This window comes from Trinickia sp., assembly GCF_051953955.1.
Taxonomy (GTDB): Bacteria; Pseudomonadota; Gammaproteobacteria; order Burkholderiales; family Burkholderiaceae; genus Trinickia.
Genome location: NZ_JBQCIF010000089.1, coordinates 17,784 through 35,491, shown reverse-complemented (window position 1 = coordinate 35,491; position 17,708 = coordinate 17,784). Strand labels below are relative to the sequence as shown.

Genomic DNA, 17,708 nt, shown 5'->3' with positions numbered 1-17,708 from the left:
GATACGCCAATGAACATCCTGCAATGGCATCACGTCTGCGCGTGCGATGACATCGAAGAAGAGGACGTCATCGAGTTTAGTCACGACGGCAGGCTGTATGCGATCTATCACACGCCGACCGGCTTTTACGCGTCGGCAGGCCTTTGCACCCATGAAACAGCGCGCCTCACGGAGGGGCTCGTGTTTGGCGACATTATCGAATGTCCGATGCACATGGGACGCTTCCACATTCCGACAGGCGCGGCGAAAGGGGCGCCCGTCTGCATCAATCTCGCCATTCATCCCGTGAAGGTCGAGGACAACAAGGTTTTCATCGGGTTGCCAGCGGATTGACTGTGGCGACGCGCGGTTGAGGCAACGCATGAATGGCCGATGTCGCCACATCGGCACATAGACCATAACCAAGGAGACAGCCATGAAACATGCTATTGGAAAGATGCTCGGCCTGAGCGCCGTTGTGTTGAGTCTGGGACTCTGCACGAGCGCCTGCGCGGACCCGGTTGCCCATTTCGATTTCATCACGCACGCGCCGGATTCCGACGCGTGGTGGAATACCGTCAAGAACGGCATCACGCAGGCCGACCAGGATTTCAACGTACGGACCGACTATCGCAATCCGCCAAACGGTGACATCGCGGACATGGTGCAACTGGTCAATCAGGCGGCAGCACGCAATTATGACGGCGTGGTACTCACGATTGCCGACTACGATCTGCTGAAAGGAGCCGTCTCGAAACTGAAGGATAAAAATATCCCTTTCATTACCGCCAATACCGGTACGGAGCAGCAGAGCGCTGACCTCGGTGCACTCATGCACGTGGGCCAGCCGGAGTACCTGGCTGGCAAGGAAGCTGGCCTGCGTGCGAAAGCCGCCGGCATCAAAACGTTTCTCTGTGTGAATCACTATGCCACCAATCCGCTCTCATTCGAGCGTTGCCGTGGGTTTGGCGAAGCCATTGGTGCCGACTCGAAGGCGTCGTCGCTCGACGTCGGCACGGACCCAACCGGCATCGAAGCGAAGGTAAGCGCATATTTGCGGGCGCACCCGGATACGCAAGCCGTGTTGACGTTAGGACCGACTTCTGCGGACCCGACCATTCGCGCCGTGACCAAGCTGGGGCTTGCCGGGAAGATCTGGTTTGCCACCTTCGACATCGATCCTGACGTCGCGCAAGCAATCAAGGACGGCACCATCAAGTTCTGTACCGACCAGCAGCCGTATCTGCAGGGGTACATTCCGATTGCCATGCTCGCAATCATGCACAAGAACCACAACACGGATGTCGTCGCGGCTCGCGCGGAGCTCGAGAAGGACCCGAACTTCATCAAGCGTCTTCAGGCCTATGGGCTGAAGCCAGTCTACGAGGCGCGCAACATCAGCTCAGGACCGGGCTTCATTACGCCGCAGAACATCGAGCAGGTCTCGGCGCTGGCTGGCCGCTACCGCTAAGCGCAACCGGGAGCCGCTGATGAGCACAACGGAGCCGATGGTGATCGTCGGCGCGGGCCAGTGCGGAGCGCGTGCGTCGCAGGCGTTACGCGAGAACGGCTGGGACGGCGCCATCACGCTTTTCGGCGACGAAGGTTTGTTGCCCTATGAACGGCCGCCGTTATCGAAGTCGGTGCTGCTGGGGCAAAAGACGACCGCCCAGTGCGCGATCTACGACGAGGCGTTCTTTCGGGAACAGCGCATCGATCTGCGTACCGATGCGCCTGTGGCTGCGATCGATCGCGTGGGGCACAGGGTGGTGCTTGCCAGCGGCGACACCCTCGGCTATCACCGCTTGCTGATTGCGACGGGTTCCCGGCCACGCCGGCTGGATCTGCCGGGGGCGACGCTCGCCGGCGTACATATGCTGCGTAGCGTGTACGATGCGCATGCGATCAGCGCCGAACTGCGCCCGGGTCGCCGCATCGCGGTGATTGGGGCGGGTTTCATCGGCCTTGAAATTGCAGCGACAGCGGTAGCACTCGGTTGCGAGGTCGTCGTGCTCGAAGGGGGGCCGCGGGCGTTAATGCGTGCGGTGCCTGAAGTCGTGGCGCAATGCCTCGTTGCGCAGCATAGACAACGAGGTGTAGACGTCCGCTTCGGTGTACGTGTGGAACGCTTTGTCGGAACGGCGTGCGTAAGTGGTGTGCAGCTTGTCGACGGCACAACCCTGGCGTGCGACGCCGTGATCGCTGGCATTGGCGTGACGCCGTGTACTGAACTTGCACAGGCCGCGAATCTTGACGTCGAAAATGGCGTCGCAGTCGACGCGACGTTATGCACGAACGACCCACGTATTTTCGCGGCCGGGGATGTTTGTTCGTTTCCCCACCCGCTGTTTGGCCGCCGGATTCGGCTCGAATGCTGGAAAAACGCTGAAGACCAGGCGCGTGTCGTCGCGCGCAATATGCTCGGCCACGGCGAGGCCTGTTCGTCAGTGCCATGGTTCTGGTCCGATCAATACGACATGACGATCCAGATCGCCGGCATGCCTGCGCTTGGAACGACGACGGTGGCACGCGAGACGGGTGCGGCGTCGCGCGTGTTCTTCGCATTGAGCGGCGACGGCGTGCTTGTCGGCGCGAGCGGAGTCGGACAGACTGGCGAAATTGCGCGGGATGTGCGCTTCGCACAAGAGCTGATTGCGCGGCGCGCATGCGTGGAGCCTCATCTGCTTGCCGATCGCGGGACGAAGCTCAGGTCGTTGCTCGCCGCGGAGGCGCAATGAAGCGACGACTGCTCGTGTTTCAGTCGCTGTGGGCCATGGAGCGTCGCCACACCGATGGCAACGAACGCACACTCGAAGAGAACGTGCGGATGATTGCCGACGCCGGCTTTGACGGCGTAAGCGCGCACTATACGAAGCGTGCGGACGTTCGGCGGCTGGCCCGGTTGCGTGCCACATGCGGACTGCACGCGGAAGGTCAGTGCTTTCCACGCACGATAGACGATTTACAGCCCGTGCTCGAAAATGCCGTCGAATCCGGCGTGCATCACATCGACCTGCAGCCCGACGTACGTCCTCGCACCGTCGCAGAATGCGTAACGCTGCTCGACGGCTGGCAGAGACTGGCCGAACAGGTCGATTTCCCGGTCTACATCGAGACGCACCGCGATCGCATGACCACGGATCTCTATTTCACGCTTGACCTGCTCGACGCGCGGCCCGATCTAAAGCTGCTTGGGGATATCTCGCATTACCTCGTTGGACGCGAATTCTCGTGGCCCGTGTCCGACGAGAATCATGCGTTGATGCACCGTATCCTGGATCAGTCGTGGGCCTTTCACGGGCGCGTCGCGAGCCGCGAGCAGGTGCAGATAGAGCTATCGTTCGAGCCGCACCGGATGTGGGTCGATCTGTTTCTCGGCTGGTGGGGCTATGGCTTCGCGTCCTGGTGCCGACGGGCGGGCGCGGACGACACCCTGGCCTTCACGTGTGAACTCGGCCCCAAACCATACGCGATCATCAACCGCGACGGTAACGACACGACCGACCGCTGGGCGGAATCGCTGCTGCTGCAGGACATGATCCGCAAGGTGTGGGCAGAGGTTCAACGCGACGTTCGACCAACGGGCCACGCAAATCACGAACGACAAACGCTTCAGCAGAGGAATGCAGTATGAAGACACAAGCAGCAATTGCATGGAAGGCCGGCGCGCCGCTGACGATCGAGGAAGTCGATCTCGAAGGACCGCGCGACCTGATGAAGAAGGGCGAGTCGATCCGCTCGGTGGTGTTGTACTGAGGCGATGCGCTGACCGTCTCGCTTTGCTTGAACAGCCAGGTGTCAGTTCGCTGGTGGCTCCACCTGCTAGCGATTTATCCCATGAAGTGTTGAGTGGGCGATATGAGCCCAGTGCTCATATCGTTTTTCTTCGCGTAGTACCTCGACTGACCCAAATACAACCGGTTGCAGCCCATTGATCATAGCTTTTAAGGGGCTGAAACGGGTCGAAAAGACACATTCGCCGCTCGGGAGAGCGGAGCATTACTGTCACGTTCGAATATGGAAACCGATGAGGATTTGCAGCTGATCTTCGCGCCAGGGTCGTCGCTCGGTGGCGCACGTCCAAAAGCATCTGTCATCGATCAATACGGCCACTTGTCGATTGCCAAGTTTCCGAAGGAGACCGACGACTACAGCATCGAGACCTGGGAGGAAATCGCGCTGCGATTGGCTGAGCGCGCTGGTATCTCCACTCCGCATCACGAACTCCTCGACATAGCGGGCAAGGCCGTGCTGCTATCGCGTCGCTTCGATCGCGCGGGGAATATTCGCATTCCCTTTCTCTCGGCCATGTCGATGACGGGATCGCGAGACGGCCAACGCGGCAGTTATCCCGAATTGGTTGACGCACTGACGCAACACGGGGCGAAGGCGCGGGCCGATGCTGCACAGTTGTATCGCCGCGTGACGTTCAATGTGCTTGTGTCCAATGTCGATGATCATCTGCGTAACCACGGTTTTCTGTGGGCGGGACACGATGGCTGGCAATTGTCACCAGCCTATGACCTCAATCCCACGCCGACCGATGTGAAGGCGCGCATCCTGACAACAAACATTGATCTCGACGAGGGAACGTGTTCGGTTGGCCTCCTCGAAAATGCCGCGGAGTTCTTTGGATTGTCGCTGAGACAGGCTCGAGCGACGATCCGGGAGGTGTCGGAAGTGACCCGGACGTGGCAATCGGTTGCCGAGGAAGTCAGTTGCAGGCGCGCGGAGATCGCACGGATGGCAAGTGCATTCGAGCACGATGACCTTTGCGCCGCATTAAAGTTGTGACGGTATCGAGGACGGCGTTCGGACGGGCCTGACCCCCGGGAGGCGTCGCCCGGCATCTTCCTTCGATACGTTTGGGCGTCCGGTCAACCGCAAGACCGCCGCTCCATTGGCGAGCCGGAAAAGGCGGAGCAACGCGGACGTTGCCAAATATGCATCGACGCCGGCAAACGCTGCTTGCAGGCTCCATGACCTGTAGAACCGTTCAATAGACCGATGCCATACCAGGTGGTCGGTGCTTGAAGCGTCGGTGCACCCAGTAATATTGCTCGGGAAACTTAACGACCTGCTCCTCAAGAAACGCATTCATGCGGCGTGCGTCGACCACATCGCTCCCCGATGGGAAGTCCGCGAGCGGCTCGAAAATCGTCAACTTGTACCCTTGATAGTTCGGGAGCACCTCAGTCACGAACGGAACAACCCGCGCGCGCCCCAGTCTTGCGAGACGCGAAACGGCCGTTAGCGTGCAGGCGGGAACGCCGAAGAAAGGGACAAAAACAGAGTTGTCGACGCCCTGGTCCATATCCGCCGCGAGCATGACGGGTTTGCCGGAACGCAACAATGCGACGATCTTTTTGGCGCTGGTCGCGCGCTCGATCATTTCTGCCCCGAATCGCCCGCGTTGCCGCTTGGCCAGCGCGCATAGGGCCGTGCTTGACATACGTGTGTACAGTGAGGCAACGGGCAGGTGCGTCGAGTAGAGCATGCAGCCGACCTCGATGCCCACGAAGTGAAAACCCATGAAGATGGTAGGCGGGGCCGCGTCGTCGTCGAGATCGATTTTGCTTTCGATCTGGACGATATCCCGGATCGCCTGCGCACTGCCAAACCACTGGATGCCGCGCTCGAGATAACTGCGAACAACGTGGCGGAAGTGCTCTCTTGCGAGCTTCTGATGTTCGCTGCTGGTCTTCTCGGGGAAGCAAAGACGCAAGTTCACCAGGACGATATGCTTGCGGCGGCTCGGAAGCGCATACAACGCGGTGCCGATAATCATCCCGAGCCTTGCGACGAATTTGTAAGGAAGTACGGAAAGTGTTCGTAGCAATGCCACGATGAGCGCATGGCTGAGGCGTTTCAAAGATTGCGCCCTATGGATGGTTAAGTTTGGAAAGCGAAGTCAAACGCCGGGCAGGTGACCTTTGTGCTGGAGGTGTCAGAATTTCCGTGTTCAAGGCGGGGTTGAGATTTACACGGATGGCCGAACGAATCGATCCGCGTAAAGGATAGCGAATTGGTTCATGGCCTGCTTCCAATCGTGAGCGGAACGACTCCACCCGGCCGTGATGTTGCGCAGGGCAAGCCAGATGAGTTTCGTGGCGGCGTCATCGGTCGGGAAGTGGCCTCGCGTCTTGATGATCTTGCGTAGCTGCGCGTTGATATTTTCAATGGCATTGGTTGTGTAAATGACCTTACGCACCGCTGGCGGGAACGCGAAGAAGGGAATGACGCGATCCCAGGCGTTGCGCCACGCGGCGCTGACCGTCGGGAATCGTTGCCCCCAAGGCCCTTGGGCAAACGCGTCGAGTTCGGCCTGAGCGGCTTCCGCGCTCGCCGCCGTGTAGATCGGGCGAATCGCCGCAGCCAGCCCCTTACGATCCTTCCAGCTCGCGTAATCAAGGCTATTTCGAATCAGGTGAACGATGCAGGTCTGCAGCGTGGTTGCCGGAAACACGACGGCCAGTGCCTCTGGCATGCCCTTCAGGCCGTCGGTCACGGCGATCAGAATGTCGTTCACGCCGCGGGTCTTCAAATCGTTGAACACCTTCATCCAGAACTTAGCGCCCTCGGTGTTCTCGATCCACAGGCCCAGAATGTCCCGTGTTCCGTCGGGCAGGACACCCAGCGCAAGGTAGACGGCCTTGTTGCGTACGACAGCATCTTCGCGGATCTTGACGCGCAAAGCATCGAAGAACACGACCGGATACATCGGTTCGAGCGGCCGTGACTGCCAGGCCGTGACTTCAGCCATGACCTCGTCGGTGACCGAGCTGATGAACTCGGGCGAAACCTCGGTGCCGTACTGTTCCTGCAAGAAGCCCTGGATCTCGCGTACTGTCATGCCCCTGGCGTACATGGCGACGATCTTCTCGTCGAAGCCTGTAAAGCGTCTTTCGTGCTTGGGGATCAATAGTGGTTCGAAGCTGCCGTCGCGGTCGCGCGGCACCTCGATGCGGATCGGGCCGTCTTCGGTCAAAACGGTCTTGGCGCCTTTGCCGTTGCGCTGGTTGGTGACTGCGGCCGGTTTGGCCGCGCCCGGTGAATAGCCCAGATGATGGTTCAACTCGCCGCCGAGCGCGCGCTCAATCAACGCCTTCTTCAGAGCCATGGTCGCGGCATTGATGGATTCGGCCGTCATCGGGCCGTTGCCGAACTGCTCAAGCAACTCGGCAGGAATCGCCGGCAGATCTACCGGTGGGGTCTTGGGTTTGCGAGGCATATTTTCTCCTGGGGAGCATCATATGCCTTGAACACGAAATTACTGACAGACCCTTTGTGCTCGCCGCAACTTCATGAAAATCTTTTCTCTCGAGATACCAACCGTGGACCGTACAGCCCGAAGCGTGACCACCGGGTTGTTGGGACGGCTCGCGAATATAGAGAGTGTAACAGGCGGCTCGGATGCGACCTACCTCCGAAGAGTCTAGTCGTGAGTCGTCGCCGCCATCCGCTGCTCCAGCGCCGCTCTGACCCAGCCGAACCCGATGCGCTCCTGTTCGAGCCGCAATCCGTGCCGAATCCGGTTGTCGCGCAGGTCGTCAAAGAGCTCACTCTCCTGCGTCGTGAGTCGCGGCAGATCGCGTATGACCTGATCATCTTCGTCGCCCCAAAACGCTTCATGCGCCATCAGCGTCGCACGATCCATCAAGAACGACCCCACATGCGGAAAGCGGCTGCGCAATTGATCGAGAATGGCAAAGCCGTGCGTGTCTATGTCGCCCCAGTAGTGGAGCGCGCAGCCTGTGAGCCATCGTGCTGGTTCCAGAACTTCCCACCCGTAGCCTGCTCCGAAGAGTACGGTCGACTGCGGAACGTCGGGGAACGCTCTCATGATGCTTGCGTCAGTATGGAAGTTATCGCGCTGCGCCGGCCTTTCGTGCAGCCTGATCGATCAGGCTCGCAACGTCGTCCGGGCGATCTTGCGCGGCGAGGAAACCGATGAGGATTTGCATCTGATCTTCGCGCCCGGATGATCGCTTGGTGGCGCACGTCCCAAGGCTTCCGTCATCGACCAATACGGGTTCAAGCCCCAAATTTCATTGAAATGACCTCTTTCAGCGTCTGCTGAAATTCGCTCATCTATTGAAATTCCTGCCGGACTTTCATAAGATATGTTGTTTTCAGCGTATGTTGAAAGGGGCAAATATTGTGAAAGAGATCGACGCCCGGGTTAGCGAAGCACTGCGAGAGGTGCTTGAGAAGATTCCGATTCTGCAGGTCGAAGGTATCGAAGCCGAGGCGATGTCCGGCGATTGGGAGCCGGACTTGATCGCCCGGTTGCTAGTGGACGGTCGGCCCCACCTACTCATCTGCGAGTACGAGTCGAACGGGCAACCACGGTACGCCCGATCCGCGCTGCTGGAGTTGCGGAACTACGTTGCGCACCGAGTCCCCGCGGCGACGCCCGTCTTGATCGCCCGCTACATCTCACCCGCAGTGAGACAGATGTGTGAGGAGAAGGGCGTGGGCTATCTCGACTTGGAGGGAAATGCCCGGATCACCTTCGGTGGCGTTTTCATCGAGCGCGCAGTGGCGGACAAGCCAGTGGCGGAACAGCGCGAACTCAAATCGCTGTTCAGGCCGAAATCTGCGCAGGTGCTGCGCGCCATGCTGCGTGAGCCAGGCCGGGCATGGCGGGTTACCGAGTTATCGGAAATCTCTGGAGTCAGCCTTGGACATGTCAGTAATGTGCGCACCGGCTTGATTGATCGGGAATGGGCACGGGTCTCGGACGATGGCCTGGTCCTCTCGGAGCCCGATGCACTGCTGGACGCTTGGCGGGACAGCTACACAGCGCCACTAGGTGAGCGGCTGCATTTCTACACGCCACTGCATGGCGGCGCACTTGAAAACGCGGCACGAAGCGCTCTGCGTGCGAACAACGGCCCCGGGTGTGCAGCCTTCGCATCGTTTTCGGCGGCGCAGTGGCTTTCTCCGTATGCGCGCACCGGCTCGCACTACTTCTTCGCCGACGCTGAAGGTCTGCACAAGCTCCAAGCGGCGCTGAAGCTCACGCCTAGCTCGAAGGGGGAGAACGTGGTGGTCACTGTGCCAAAGGACTTGGGACTGCTCGCCGATACCGTTGAACCTGCGTCAGGCGCTGTGTGTACGAGCCCGGTTCAAACCTACCTTGACCTCTCCATTGCCGGCGAGCGTGGCGCCGAAGCTGCGGATCACCTGCGACAGAAACGACTCTCATGGCGCAAATGACACCCCCGAAAGAACCGCAGTCCGCGGCTGAGTACGACGACCGCACGACCGCGGCCGTGAAGTCCGTGCTGATCGAAATCGGCCAGATCCTTGGTAGTTTCAAGGGCAAGTTCGCCATCATAGGCGGCGCGGTCCCCTGGCTGCTGCTGGCCAGCGAAGACATGCCCCACGTTGGCACGCTCGAAGGGCGGCTAGGCGTTGACCTCTGCCGTCGATGACCACGGCGTCCAACGATGCGCCACGATCTTCGTCGTCGGTCCGGTTTCGGCCACAACCGGCCGGTTGGCGCCGAGACAGAATTCCGCCGTGTCGGGTCATCGAGCGGTGAGGACGCGCGCCCAAGGCTCATCGATGTCGACCAGACCCAGCACGGCGACCACGTTGTCGAGCATTCCGGCGCCGAGACGCTTGCCGCCATTCTGTAGAGCGTCGCCAATCAGACTGGCATTCGTGTAGTAGTCTTCGTTGTCGCAAGCCGATCAGTGGCGAGAGTAACGTGTGAATTACGATGGCGGATTGACCTGGGAACGAGAGCCCGACTTATACAGGACGCAATCGAATGAAAATGGATGCATTTGCCTTCGGCACGACCAACTGGGGCGAAGTCGAAAGAACGGAGCACCGGGGGGAGACCGGCGTAGCTTATTGGCGCACACGGTTCTTCGGTGAGAAGCCGAATCAAATCCGGGTGAGGATGGTCGAATATGCCCCCGGGTACCTCGCAGATCATTGGTGCCAAAAAGGACATATTCTTTTTTGCCTGGAAGGCGAGCTGGAAACGACGCTCGAGGATGGGCGGAAGTTCGTTTTGACCGCGGGTATGAGCTACCAGGTCGGCGACAACGCGGAGCCGCATCAGTCCTACACCAGGACGGGTGCGAAGCTCTTTATTGTGGACTGAGCGGTGCGTTCGGTTGCAATTTGATCGCGCGAGAAGTCGGGTTCAGGCGCGCAGATTGCCCGTATGGCGAGTGTCTTCGAGCGCGTGACCTGAGCGCTGCATGACGGTTGTGATGGAATCTTGCGGCGCCGATACGCTCCCTTGTCAGACGACGAACCGGCCAAGCTGCCATAACCCGAGCCCGGCTAGTAGCCCGGCCGAACAAAGGTTGACGGCCCGTTGCCAACGCGCGTCGAAACGGTCGCGCAACCAGTTCACGCCGGTCGACAAGATCAACCACCACAGCGCCGAGCCCGCCAGAACGCCCGCGACCATGACCCAAGGGGATGCCGCAGGCGCGCGGCCGGCCAGCGCACCGAACACGGCCATGAACGAGAGAATGGTCGTCGGGTTCGACAGCGTAAGCACGAACGTGCCCGACACGTAACGCAGCAGCGTGCCGGCGGGCGGATGGTCATTCGCACTGCGCGCCGCCGGCTGGGTGGCGATGCGCCAGGCCAGCCATAGCAGGAAGCCGCCGCCGAACAGGCTCAGCCACATCCTGAGGCTCAATAGCCACGCTATGAGCCCTTTGATCCCGAACGCGCCGATGGCGCCGTACAAAGCATCGGCGAACGCGGCCCCGAGTCCGGTCGCCAGTCCGGCTGCACGGCCGTGGTCCAGCGTCCGTTGGATGGCCAGCAAGCCGATCTGCCCGACAGGCGCGGCGATCGATAGTCCGATCAAGAACGATTGACCGAACAGGATCGGAGAGGTGGAAGCGAAGAGGGTATCCATGCGGAGAATTATCAAATCGCCCGGATGGCTTGCACAGAATGAAACATCAACCGAAAATCGATTTCATCTTCGATTTTTCAGGTAAAAGCCGATCATGACCGAATCGCTGCAACTCGACGCCAAGGCCTGGGCGCTGCTGACGGCGTTGCAGGAGGACGGCCGCGCGCCGCTCAAGACGCTGGCACTTGCCGCGGGGCTGTCGGTGCCCGCCACGGTGGAAAGACTCAAGCGCCTGAAGGACGCCGGGGTGGTGCGCTCGCTCGGGGCCGAACTCGACCCGGCGCTGGCCGGCTATCCTGTGCGCGCCATCGTCGGAATCACGGTGCAGCAGCCTGGTAAGAAGCCCTTTCTGGAGAAGCTGCGCCGCGCGCCCGAGGTGCTCGAGTGCCATCACGTGGCGGGTGCCGACTCCTACATCGTGACCGTCGTGTCCCAAAGCCTCGAGCACTTGGAGCAGTTTCTCGGCTCGATCAACGGCTATGGCGAGACCCGCACCTCGATCGTCTTCTCCACGCCCGTCCCGCGCCGCGGCCTAGTGGCACCGGGCACGTCACGCTGAATCGATGAATTCGCTCGGCCGCATCGGCGCTTCTGCGAATTTCATCTCGATCGCCTATGATCTCGGGCGCGCCGCAACTTTTTGCTCGCCCAATGCACTCACGGCAGGGCCCGATGGAGGGCCGCCATTTTTGCTCGGCGTCGCTCGGCATGCGGGGCCGCTTCCGATCCAACTTTCATTCATTACAGCCGTTCAGACTGCCGCACAATTCATGACAACACCCGCCAACGTCTCATCGCCTCCAGTATCGCGTGCTGGATCGTCGTCTACCGAGCGCTTCACGCGTATCGCAATCATCCTGCATTGGGCCGTTGCGGTCGGCATTATCTGCAATGTCGCGCTTGCATGGTCGGTCGATTACCTGCCCGACGATTGGGTGCGCCCCGTCATCGACACGCACAAGTCGATCGGCATCACCGTGCTGGGCCTCGCGCTGCTGCGCATTCTATGGCGCGTTTCGCATCGGCCGCCGAGCTTGCCGGACGCTTTTCCCCGTTGGGAGCGCACGGCGGCGAGCGTTGCGCATGGTTTGCTCTATCTGCTCATGCTCGGTTTGCCGCTATCGGGGTGGCTGCACGACTCGGCCTGGAAGGATGCCGCCACGCATCCGATGACGCTGTTTCATCTCGTGCCATGGCCGCGCATCGGTTTCGTGATGCACCTCGAACCTGGCTTGAAAGAGCACATGCACGACGTATTCGGCGCCGTGCACGCCTGGTTCGGCTATGCGCTATATCTGCTGCTCGCGCTTCACGTCGGTGGTGCGCTCAAGCATGAATGGATCGACCGCCAATCCGTTTTACGGCGCATGTGGCGATGAGTTCGACGCCGCATTGCGAGGCGCCTCGAAAGGCAGAGGCACGGCAGCGCCGACAGATCGAACAGATCGTAGACACGCAACCGATTCACGAGCCCGGGCACGGGCACGGCCCCAACGAGGACCGGGCGCGCCACACGACACCGGGCGCGGGGGCTGCTCTGAGCGACGCGTTCGTTCGCGCATCGCCGCGATTGTCGCCGCGCGGCACGTCTCTCTTTGCGGTGCTGATTCACGGTGGAGTAGTCCTGCTGTGGATCGGCTTGTTCGCGCGCGCGTTTGCGTTGCGCGGGCTCGTCGCGTGGGCGGTCGGGATTGCCTACGTCCTTTACGACACGCTGCTGTTGGCCTTCGTGACGTTCAAGACGCTGCCTTTGCTGAAGTCGCGTCGAGAAGCGCCGCCGCAGGGCGCGGCGCCGACGCTTGGCGTGATCGTCGCGGCCTACAACGAAGCGGCGGTCCTCCCTCTGACGCTTGGCGCACTGCTCGAGCAAGAGGCCATGCCGCAACGAATCGTCATTGCCGACGACGGTTCGACGGACGGCACCGCTGCGTTGCTGACGCGCGAATACGGGCTCGTCGAACCGCCCGAAGGGCAGGTCAGTGCACCGAGCGCGCGCTATCCGAACTTGTGTTGGCTGCGTCTGCCGCATGGCGGCAAGGCGCGAGCCCTGAATGCCGCCATCGCGCTGCTCGATACCGACACGGTGCTCACGGTCGATGCGGATACGCATCTTGCCCGCGATGCCTGTGCGGCGATGCGCGATGCCTTCGCTCGCGAGCCCGAGCTCGTCGCGGCGACCGGAATCATTACGCCTGTCTGCGCGCGCACGATGACGGGGCGCTTCTTTCAGTGGTTTCAGACCTACGAATACATCCGCAACTTCATTTCGCGCTTTGCGTGGATGCGCACGGACAGTCTGCTGCTCGTCTCCGGGGCATTCGCGTGTTTCCGGCGCGATGCGCTCGCCAGCGTTGGCGGGTTCGATCCGCAGTGTCTCGTCGAAGACTACGAGCTGATCCATCGTCTGCGCCGCTATGCGGTCGAGCATGGCAAGCGCTGGCGCGTGCGCGTGATCGGTTCGGCCCATGCGCGCACCGATGCGCCGGGAACGTTGCAAAGCTTCCTGCGTCAGCGGCGCCGTTGGTTCGCGGGATTCCTGCAGACGCAGTATTGGAACCGCGACATGACGGGCAACCGGCGCTACGGCGCGCTCGGGCTTTTGATGATGCCGGTCAAGGCGATCGACACGGTGCAGCCGATCTACGGGCTGACCGCCTTCGCGCTATTGCTCGGGTTTCTCGTGACGGGGCGCCTCTCCGTCGTGCTCCCGATCTCCGGCGTCATTGCGGCCAAGATCGCGGTCGATCTCGCGTTTCATCTATGGTCCGTCTACCTTTACCGGCGCTGGACGAACGATCGTCGAAGCTCGCGTTTGCCGATGGCGATTCTCGCGTCGATCATCGAGCCGTTCAGCTTCCAATTGCTGCGGCACACGGGCGCTACGCTCGGCTGGCTGCATGTGCTGATCGCCCGGCATAGCTGGGGCGTGCAGGAGCGCACCGGGCTCGTCGACCGCAAGGATGCGCCGTGAACGGCGCTATTGTGAACGCCGGTCTAGATCCGACACTAAACGACGGCGTTCCGAGATCGAGCCATTGAGCGGCCGGATCTTTGAGCGAACTCGGCGAGAAGTCACGCTCATGGCGCGATCGTGTACCGCAGGATCCGGTCGCGCGAAGATTCGAGCAAGCGCGTCATCGCGGCGGATGCCGCTTCGGCTTCGCGCGCCACGATGTGCCGGCGCACGGCATCGTGCAATTCCAAGTCCTCGCTCGGTTGGGCGGCCTGGCGCTGCATCATTTCCGACGACACGCGCAGTGCAGCCTTGATGGCGTTGCCGATCGTGATGAACATGCCGTTTTGCGATGCCGTGATGATCGCGAGATGAAATTCGAGGTTCGCGTCGGCGGCGGCTCGGATGTCCGCGGCACCATGCGGCGCTGCTTGGCTGCGCGCCGCCGAGAGCTCGAGGTAACGCCGCTCGATGATCTGGAACGACTCCTCCTTGCCGTGACGCGCGGCCAGAAAGCTCGCACGCGGCTCGAAGCAAATGCGCATTTCGAAAATATCTTCGACGATCTTCGAGTCGAACTGCGCATTGAGCCGCCACGCGAGCACATCGCGGTCCAGCAAGTTCCAATCGGAGAACGGCAGCACCCGTGTGCCGATTTTTGGCGAAACGGCAATCAGGCGCTTGCCGGCCAGTTGCTTGATCGCCTCGCGCAGCGTCGTTCGGCTCACGCCGTACGCACTGCATAATTCGCTTTCCACCGGCAGCGCGTCGCCCGGTGCGAACTCTCCCGAGACAACGCGCATGCCGATTATCTTGGCGATCTGCGTCGTAATGTTTCCAACGATCGGTTCGCGCTCGAACATCAGTTCCCCTTCATGGACATCGTGCACAAGCGTGTCCGCGCTGCGTTATTTGGCGGTCGTCACGATCACGTTCCACGAGCCCGGTTTGAGCTTCGCACGCACGCGCTCCCCATCGACCGACACGGCATCGTTGACTGCCGGCGCCACGGTCGTTGGCGCGTCGGCCGTGTTCACCGCCTTCATGTTGGGATGATACAACTCGATGGCGTGATCGAGCCCGCGTGCATGGCCGAGGCCGCGCAACTCGATGTCGAGCTCCATTTCGTCGCTCAAGTGACGGTTGAGCGCGAACACGGCCGTTCTACCCGTGGTGCGGTCGTCCACGACCGCGGCGCACAAATACGGAATCTCGGGAAACGTCTCGGCTTCGTAGCTGGCCGATTCGATCACGGGCTTAAGAACACGTCCATGGCCGAATTTCGATGCGTGCGAGAACGGATGGAAGATGGTCTGGCGCCATGCGCGGCCGCCCGGCTCCGTCATGATGGGGCCGATCACGTTGACGAGCTGGGCGAGGCAGGCCGTTTTCACGCGATCGGCGTTGTTCATCATCGTGATGAGCGCGCCTCCCACCAAGATGGCATCTTCGTGGTTGTAGACTTCCTCGATCAGCCGCGGCGCCTCGGGCCAGCCCGGCTTGCGCAGGTCATTGATGGTGCGCGCCTTGTACCAGACGTTCCATTCATCGAACGAGAGCATGATGCGCTTTGACGAATGCTTGCGCGCCGCCACGCTGTCCGCGACGGCCGCGATCTCTTTGATGAACAGATCCATGACTTCGATGTTGCCGAAGAACTCCGCGGTCGAGTCGCGCCGGTTTTCGAAGTAGGTATGCAGCGAAATGAAATCGACTTGCTCGAAGCAATGATCGAGCACGCGATCTTCCCACGCGCCGTAGGTGGGCATGTCATGCGTGGACGAGCCGCAGGCCGCCAGTTGGATCGTCGGATCGACCGAGCGCATGAGCTTGGCCGTTTCCAGTGCGGTGCGACCGTATTCCTCTGCGGTCTTACGGCCGATTTGCCAGGGGCCGTCCATCTCGTTGCCTAGGCACCAGAACTTGATGTCGTGGGGCTTCTCGTGCCCGTGCTCGCGCCGCAGGTCGGACAAAGCCGTGCCGCCCGGGTGATTGCAGTATTCGATGAAGCGGCGCGCTTCGTCGGGCCCGCGCGTGCCGAGGTTCACGCCGTACATCGGCTCGATGTCGAGCGACCGGCACCATTCGATGAACTCGTTCGTGCCGAACTGATTGGTTTCCGTCGAAAACCAGGCGAGATCGAGGCGGCGCGGGCGCTTTTCGCGCGGGCCCACGCCGTCTTCCCAGTTGTAGCCGGACAGGAAGTTGCCGCCCGGGTAGCGCACGATCGTCGGGCCGAGCTCTCGCGTGAGCGCCATGACGTCGCGGCGGTAGCCGCGCTCGTCGGCTTGAGGATGCCCCGGCTCGAAAATGCCCGTGTACACGCAGCGGCCCATGTGTTCGACGAAGACGCCGAACACGCGCCGATCGAGCTCGGAGATGACGAAGTCGCGATCGACGATGAGGCGGGAAGCGATCATGGTGTTCCTCTATTCGATGATGTTATCGCGCGAGCAAAGCGTTGGTGCGCTGTTCCGCTTCCTTTTGCACGTCCGCGACGGACTTGCCGGTCGAGAGCATGCTGCTGATCTCCTCGCCCACGATTGCCTGAATGGCGAACTGGCGCGGCACCGTGTTCGGCAGCGCATAGCCCGTCGTGGAGATTTCCTTGATCTCGGCGCGATGCGGCAGTGCATTGAAAGCGGCGCTCGTGATGATCGATTGGCGCGAGGGCAGGTGCCCCGTGCGAGCCCAATCGCCGTCGTGGTCATAGAGGAACTTGAGAAATACGAAGGCGGCATGGCGCGTTTTCTCATCCTTCGCGCCGCCCTTGAGCATGACCCACGAATGGCCGTCGGCCCACACGGCCTTTTTCTGGAAGAGGTTCGGGAACGGCACCACGTCATAGCCGTCGGCGAGCGCGGTGCCGGGCTTCTTCGATAGATTCGTGAAATCCTCGATCACCCATGTCCCGCACATGAGCACGCCTGCCTTGCCGTTCTCAAAGGCTTGATTGGCGGCACCGTAGTCGAGCCCCGGCGTGATGTCGCCGGCTTTCATGAGCTTGTCGTAAAGCGTGAGCGCGTTCGTGGCGGCCGGTGTGTGCATGTCGATCTTCGACGGGCCGTTCGGAAAGAGCGTGCCGCCTTGCTGATAGACCCACGTATAGAAGGTGCGCGTTTGCGCGGCCGATTCATTGGCGATCGGCACCGTGAAATAGGGCAGCCCCGTTTTGTCCTTGAACTGCTTCGCTTGCGCGAGCAGTTCGTCGGGCGTTCTCGGCAGTATGGGCTTGCCGCTTGCGTCGACGAGCCCCGCCTTCTTGAATAGATTCACGTTGATGTGCCAGAGCCACGAATGCGTGTCGAACGGCAGCGCGTAGGTCTTCTCGCCGAAGGTGATGGCACGATGGGCCTGGCTCGTGAAGTCGCTCTTGTCGATGCCGACCGATTTGAAGCCGTCGTCGAGCGGCTCGACGAGATTGCGCTTGACGTAATCGCCGAGCACGGATTCGTGCATGACCGAAATCGTCGGCACGTCGCGGCTCAGGATGCGCGCGTCGAGCTGCGTATAGTACGGCGTCCATTCGATGATTTGGGGCTTGACGACGATGTCTTCCTTGTTCGTCGCATTGAACTGATTCACGAGCGTGGTGATGATGCCGCACTCGCCCGAGGCTTTGGTCACGTCGGTGACATGGCCATATTCCGCATCGCATGCGCCGAAAAAGCGCGACAGTGTGATTTCGGTCTTGGCGTGAGCCGGTGCTGCGACGGCTGCCACGCCGAGCGCGGCGAGCACGAGTGCGCAGCGCACCAACGATCTACTCATGTCTTCTCTCCTGGGAAAGCTGGCGGCACGCGATCCGTTCGTGCTCACCGTCAGTCTCGTTAGTAGAACTAATCAATGGAAATCGCCGCAAAGCTGCGTTTGGCA

General features: G+C 61.1%; 18 protein-coding genes and 2 pseudogenes. 13 read left to right on the top strand and 7 right to left on the bottom strand.

Annotation, left to right across the window (positions count from 1 at the left end; all coding sequences use genetic code 11):
* Nucleotides 1-9: 9 nt before the first annotated feature.
* The 6 genes and pseudogenes from ACTHNZ_RS17615 to ACTHNZ_RS17590 all read left to right on the top strand — a co-directional run bounded on the left by ACTHNZ_RS17615 (nt 10) and on the right by ACTHNZ_RS17590 (nt 4,773).
* On the top strand, nt 10-333 hold the full coding sequence (locus tag ACTHNZ_RS17615) for a non-heme iron oxygenase ferredoxin subunit (RefSeq protein WP_131321869.1): 324 nt from the start codon (nt 10-12) through the stop codon (nt 331-333).
* 82 nt (nt 334-415) lie between these two features.
* Complete coding sequence (locus tag ACTHNZ_RS17610) at nt 416-1,450, top strand: sugar ABC transporter substrate-binding protein (RefSeq protein ID WP_440543835.1); 1,035 nt, start codon at nt 416-418, stop codon at nt 1,448-1,450.
* 19 nt (nt 1,451-1,469) lie between these two features.
* A complete protein-coding gene (locus ACTHNZ_RS17605; protein WP_440543834.1) occupies nt 1,470-2,717 on the top strand; it encodes an NAD(P)/FAD-dependent oxidoreductase in 1,248 nt (415 codons plus the stop codon).
* On the top strand, nt 2,714-3,613 hold the full coding sequence (locus tag ACTHNZ_RS17600; protein ID WP_440543833.1) for a sugar phosphate isomerase/epimerase family protein: 900 nt from the start codon (nt 2,714-2,716) through the stop codon (nt 3,611-3,613). The genes ACTHNZ_RS17605 and ACTHNZ_RS17600 overlap by 4 nt, the downstream gene beginning before the upstream one ends.
* A pseudogene (locus tag ACTHNZ_RS17595) lies at nt 3,610-3,687 on the top strand (zinc-binding alcohol dehydrogenase); the annotation flags it as partial. The gene ACTHNZ_RS17600 and the pseudogene ACTHNZ_RS17595, both read left to right, overlap by 4 nt.
* A gap of 309 nt (nt 3,688-3,996) precedes the next feature.
* Nucleotides 3,997-4,773 (top strand): type II toxin-antitoxin system HipA family toxin, encoded by a 777-nt coding sequence (locus ACTHNZ_RS17590; protein WP_440543832.1) that lies wholly within the window; start codon nt 3,997-3,999, stop codon nt 4,771-4,773.
* A gap of 202 nt (nt 4,774-4,975) precedes the next feature.
* Here the strand turns inward: ACTHNZ_RS17590 and ACTHNZ_RS17585 are convergent, their stop codons facing one another.
* The 3 genes from ACTHNZ_RS17585 to ACTHNZ_RS17575 all read right to left on the bottom strand — a co-directional run bounded on the left by ACTHNZ_RS17585 (nt 4,976) and on the right by ACTHNZ_RS17575 (nt 7,822).
* Nucleotides 4,976-5,851 (bottom strand): lipid A biosynthesis lauroyl acyltransferase, encoded by an 876-nt coding sequence (locus ACTHNZ_RS17585; RefSeq protein WP_440543831.1) that lies wholly within the window; start codon nt 5,849-5,851, stop codon nt 4,976-4,978.
* A 108-nt stretch (nt 5,852-5,959) separates the two neighbouring features.
* Nucleotides 5,960-7,210, bottom strand: a complete 1,251-nt coding sequence (locus ACTHNZ_RS17580) for an IS256 family transposase (RefSeq protein ID WP_440543830.1) — start codon at nt 7,208-7,210, stop codon at nt 5,960-5,962.
* 204 nt (nt 7,211-7,414) lie between these two features.
* On the bottom strand, nt 7,415-7,822 hold the full coding sequence (locus tag ACTHNZ_RS17575; protein ID WP_440543829.1) for a Wadjet anti-phage system protein JetD domain-containing protein: 408 nt from the start codon (nt 7,820-7,822) through the stop codon (nt 7,415-7,417).
* Between the two features lie 296 nt (nt 7,823-8,118).
* Here ACTHNZ_RS17575 and ACTHNZ_RS17570 point away from each other — a divergent pair, with 296 nt between their 5' ends.
* From ACTHNZ_RS17570 to ACTHNZ_RS17555, 4 genes and pseudogenes are all read left to right on the top strand, one after another.
* Nucleotides 8,119-9,201 carry a type IV toxin-antitoxin system AbiEi family antitoxin gene (locus ACTHNZ_RS17570; RefSeq protein ID WP_440543884.1) on the top strand — a complete coding sequence of 361 codons (1,083 nt, stop codon included), beginning with the start codon at nt 8,119-8,121 and terminating at the stop codon, nt 9,199-9,201.
* Nucleotides 9,189-9,404 (top strand): annotated as a pseudogene (locus ACTHNZ_RS17565) (hypothetical protein); the annotation flags it as partial. The gene ACTHNZ_RS17570 and the pseudogene ACTHNZ_RS17565, both read left to right, overlap by 13 nt.
* 30 nt (nt 9,405-9,434) lie before the next feature.
* Nucleotides 9,435-9,626, top strand: a complete 192-nt coding sequence (locus tag ACTHNZ_RS17560) for a hypothetical protein (RefSeq protein ID WP_440543828.1) — start codon at nt 9,435-9,437, stop codon at nt 9,624-9,626.
* Between the two features lie 134 nt (nt 9,627-9,760).
* Nucleotides 9,761-10,102, top strand: a complete 342-nt coding sequence (locus tag ACTHNZ_RS17555) for a DHCW motif cupin fold protein (protein WP_440543827.1) — start codon at nt 9,761-9,763, stop codon at nt 10,100-10,102.
* A gap of 144 nt (nt 10,103-10,246) precedes the next feature.
* Here ACTHNZ_RS17555 and ACTHNZ_RS17550 read toward each other — a convergent pair whose 3' ends face one another.
* Complete coding sequence (locus ACTHNZ_RS17550) at nt 10,247-10,879, bottom strand: LysE/ArgO family amino acid transporter (RefSeq protein WP_440543826.1); 633 nt, start codon at nt 10,877-10,879, stop codon at nt 10,247-10,249.
* A gap of 94 nt (nt 10,880-10,973) precedes the next feature.
* Here ACTHNZ_RS17550 and ACTHNZ_RS17545 point away from each other — a divergent pair, with 94 nt between their 5' ends.
* From ACTHNZ_RS17545 to ACTHNZ_RS17535, 3 genes are all read left to right on the top strand, one after another.
* A complete protein-coding gene (locus ACTHNZ_RS17545; RefSeq protein WP_440543825.1) occupies nt 10,974-11,438 on the top strand; it encodes an Lrp/AsnC family transcriptional regulator in 465 nt (154 codons plus the stop codon).
* A gap of 211 nt (nt 11,439-11,649) precedes the next feature.
* Entirely contained in the window at nt 11,650-12,258 is a 609-nt protein-coding gene (locus ACTHNZ_RS17540; RefSeq protein WP_440543824.1) for a cytochrome b, read from the top strand.
* Complete coding sequence (locus tag ACTHNZ_RS17535) at nt 12,255-13,850, top strand: glycosyltransferase family 2 protein (protein WP_440543823.1); 1,596 nt, start codon at nt 12,255-12,257, stop codon at nt 13,848-13,850. Before ACTHNZ_RS17540 ends, ACTHNZ_RS17535 begins: the two co-directional genes overlap by 4 nt.
* A gap of 107 nt (nt 13,851-13,957) precedes the next feature.
* On the opposite strand, the gene ACTHNZ_RS17530 is transcribed toward ACTHNZ_RS17535, so the two are convergent.
* Genes ACTHNZ_RS17530 through ACTHNZ_RS17520 form a run of 3 tightly spaced genes read right to left on the bottom strand, consistent with a single transcriptional unit; the run spans nt 13,958 to nt 17,603 of the window.
* Nucleotides 13,958-14,695, bottom strand: a complete 738-nt coding sequence (locus tag ACTHNZ_RS17530) for a FadR/GntR family transcriptional regulator (protein WP_440543822.1) — start codon at nt 14,693-14,695, stop codon at nt 13,958-13,960.
* A gap of 45 nt (nt 14,696-14,740) precedes the next feature.
* Nucleotides 14,741-16,252, bottom strand: a complete 1,512-nt coding sequence (gene arfA / locus ACTHNZ_RS17525) for an arabinosylfuranosidase ArfA (protein ID WP_440543821.1) — start codon at nt 16,250-16,252, stop codon at nt 14,741-14,743.
* A gap of 22 nt (nt 16,253-16,274) precedes the next feature.
* On the bottom strand, nt 16,275-17,603 hold the full coding sequence (locus ACTHNZ_RS17520) for an extracellular solute-binding protein (protein WP_440543820.1): 1,329 nt from the start codon (nt 17,601-17,603) through the stop codon (nt 16,275-16,277).
* Nucleotides 17,604-17,708 lie beyond the last annotated feature (105 nt).

What these genes read in the sequence shown, in the direction of transcription:
- ACTHNZ_RS17615 (WP_131321869.1), top strand. Translation starts at nt 10, where the DNA reads ATGAACATCCTGCAATGGCATCACGTCTGCGCGTGCGATGACATCGAA.
- ACTHNZ_RS17610 (WP_440543835.1), top strand. Translation starts at nt 416, where the DNA reads ATGAAACATGCTATTGGAAAGATGCTCGGCCTGAGCGCCGTTGTGTTG.
- ACTHNZ_RS17605 (WP_440543834.1), top strand. Translation starts at nt 1,470, where the DNA reads ATGAGCACAACGGAGCCGATGGTGATCGTCGGCGCGGGCCAGTGCGGA.
- ACTHNZ_RS17600 (WP_440543833.1), top strand. Translation starts at nt 2,714, where the DNA reads ATGAAGCGACGACTGCTCGTGTTTCAGTCGCTGTGGGCCATGGAGCGT.
- ACTHNZ_RS17590 (WP_440543832.1), top strand. Translation starts at nt 3,997, where the DNA reads ATGGAAACCGATGAGGATTTGCAGCTGATCTTCGCGCCAGGGTCGTCG.
- ACTHNZ_RS17580 (WP_440543830.1), bottom strand. Translation starts at nt 7,210, where the DNA reads ATGCCTCGCAAACCCAAGACCCCACCGGTAGATCTGCCGGCGATTCCT.
- ACTHNZ_RS17575 (WP_440543829.1), bottom strand. Translation starts at nt 7,822, where the DNA reads ATGAGAGCGTTCCCCGACGTTCCGCAGTCGACCGTACTCTTCGGAGCA.
- ACTHNZ_RS17570 (WP_440543884.1), top strand. Translation starts at nt 8,119, where the DNA reads ATGTTGAAAGGGGCAAATATTGTGAAAGAGATCGACGCCCGGGTTAGC.
- ACTHNZ_RS17560 (WP_440543828.1), top strand. Translation starts at nt 9,435, where the DNA reads ATGCGCCACGATCTTCGTCGTCGGTCCGGTTTCGGCCACAACCGGCCG.
- ACTHNZ_RS17555 (WP_440543827.1), top strand. Translation starts at nt 9,761, where the DNA reads ATGAAAATGGATGCATTTGCCTTCGGCACGACCAACTGGGGCGAAGTC.
- ACTHNZ_RS17550 (WP_440543826.1), bottom strand. Translation starts at nt 10,879, where the DNA reads ATGGATACCCTCTTCGCTTCCACCTCTCCGATCCTGTTCGGTCAATCG.
- ACTHNZ_RS17545 (WP_440543825.1), top strand. Translation starts at nt 10,974, where the DNA reads ATGACCGAATCGCTGCAACTCGACGCCAAGGCCTGGGCGCTGCTGACG.
- ACTHNZ_RS17540 (WP_440543824.1), top strand. Translation starts at nt 11,650, where the DNA reads ATGACAACACCCGCCAACGTCTCATCGCCTCCAGTATCGCGTGCTGGA.
- ACTHNZ_RS17535 (WP_440543823.1), top strand. Translation starts at nt 12,255, where the DNA reads ATGAGTTCGACGCCGCATTGCGAGGCGCCTCGAAAGGCAGAGGCACGG.
- ACTHNZ_RS17530 (WP_440543822.1), bottom strand. Translation starts at nt 14,695, where the DNA reads ATGTTCGAGCGCGAACCGATCGTTGGAAACATTACGACGCAGATCGCC.
- arfA (WP_440543821.1), bottom strand. Translation starts at nt 16,252, where the DNA reads ATGATCGCTTCCCGCCTCATCGTCGATCGCGACTTCGTCATCTCCGAG.
- ACTHNZ_RS17520 (WP_440543820.1), bottom strand. Translation starts at nt 17,603, where the DNA reads ATGAGTAGATCGTTGGTGCGCTGCGCACTCGTGCTCGCCGCGCTCGGC.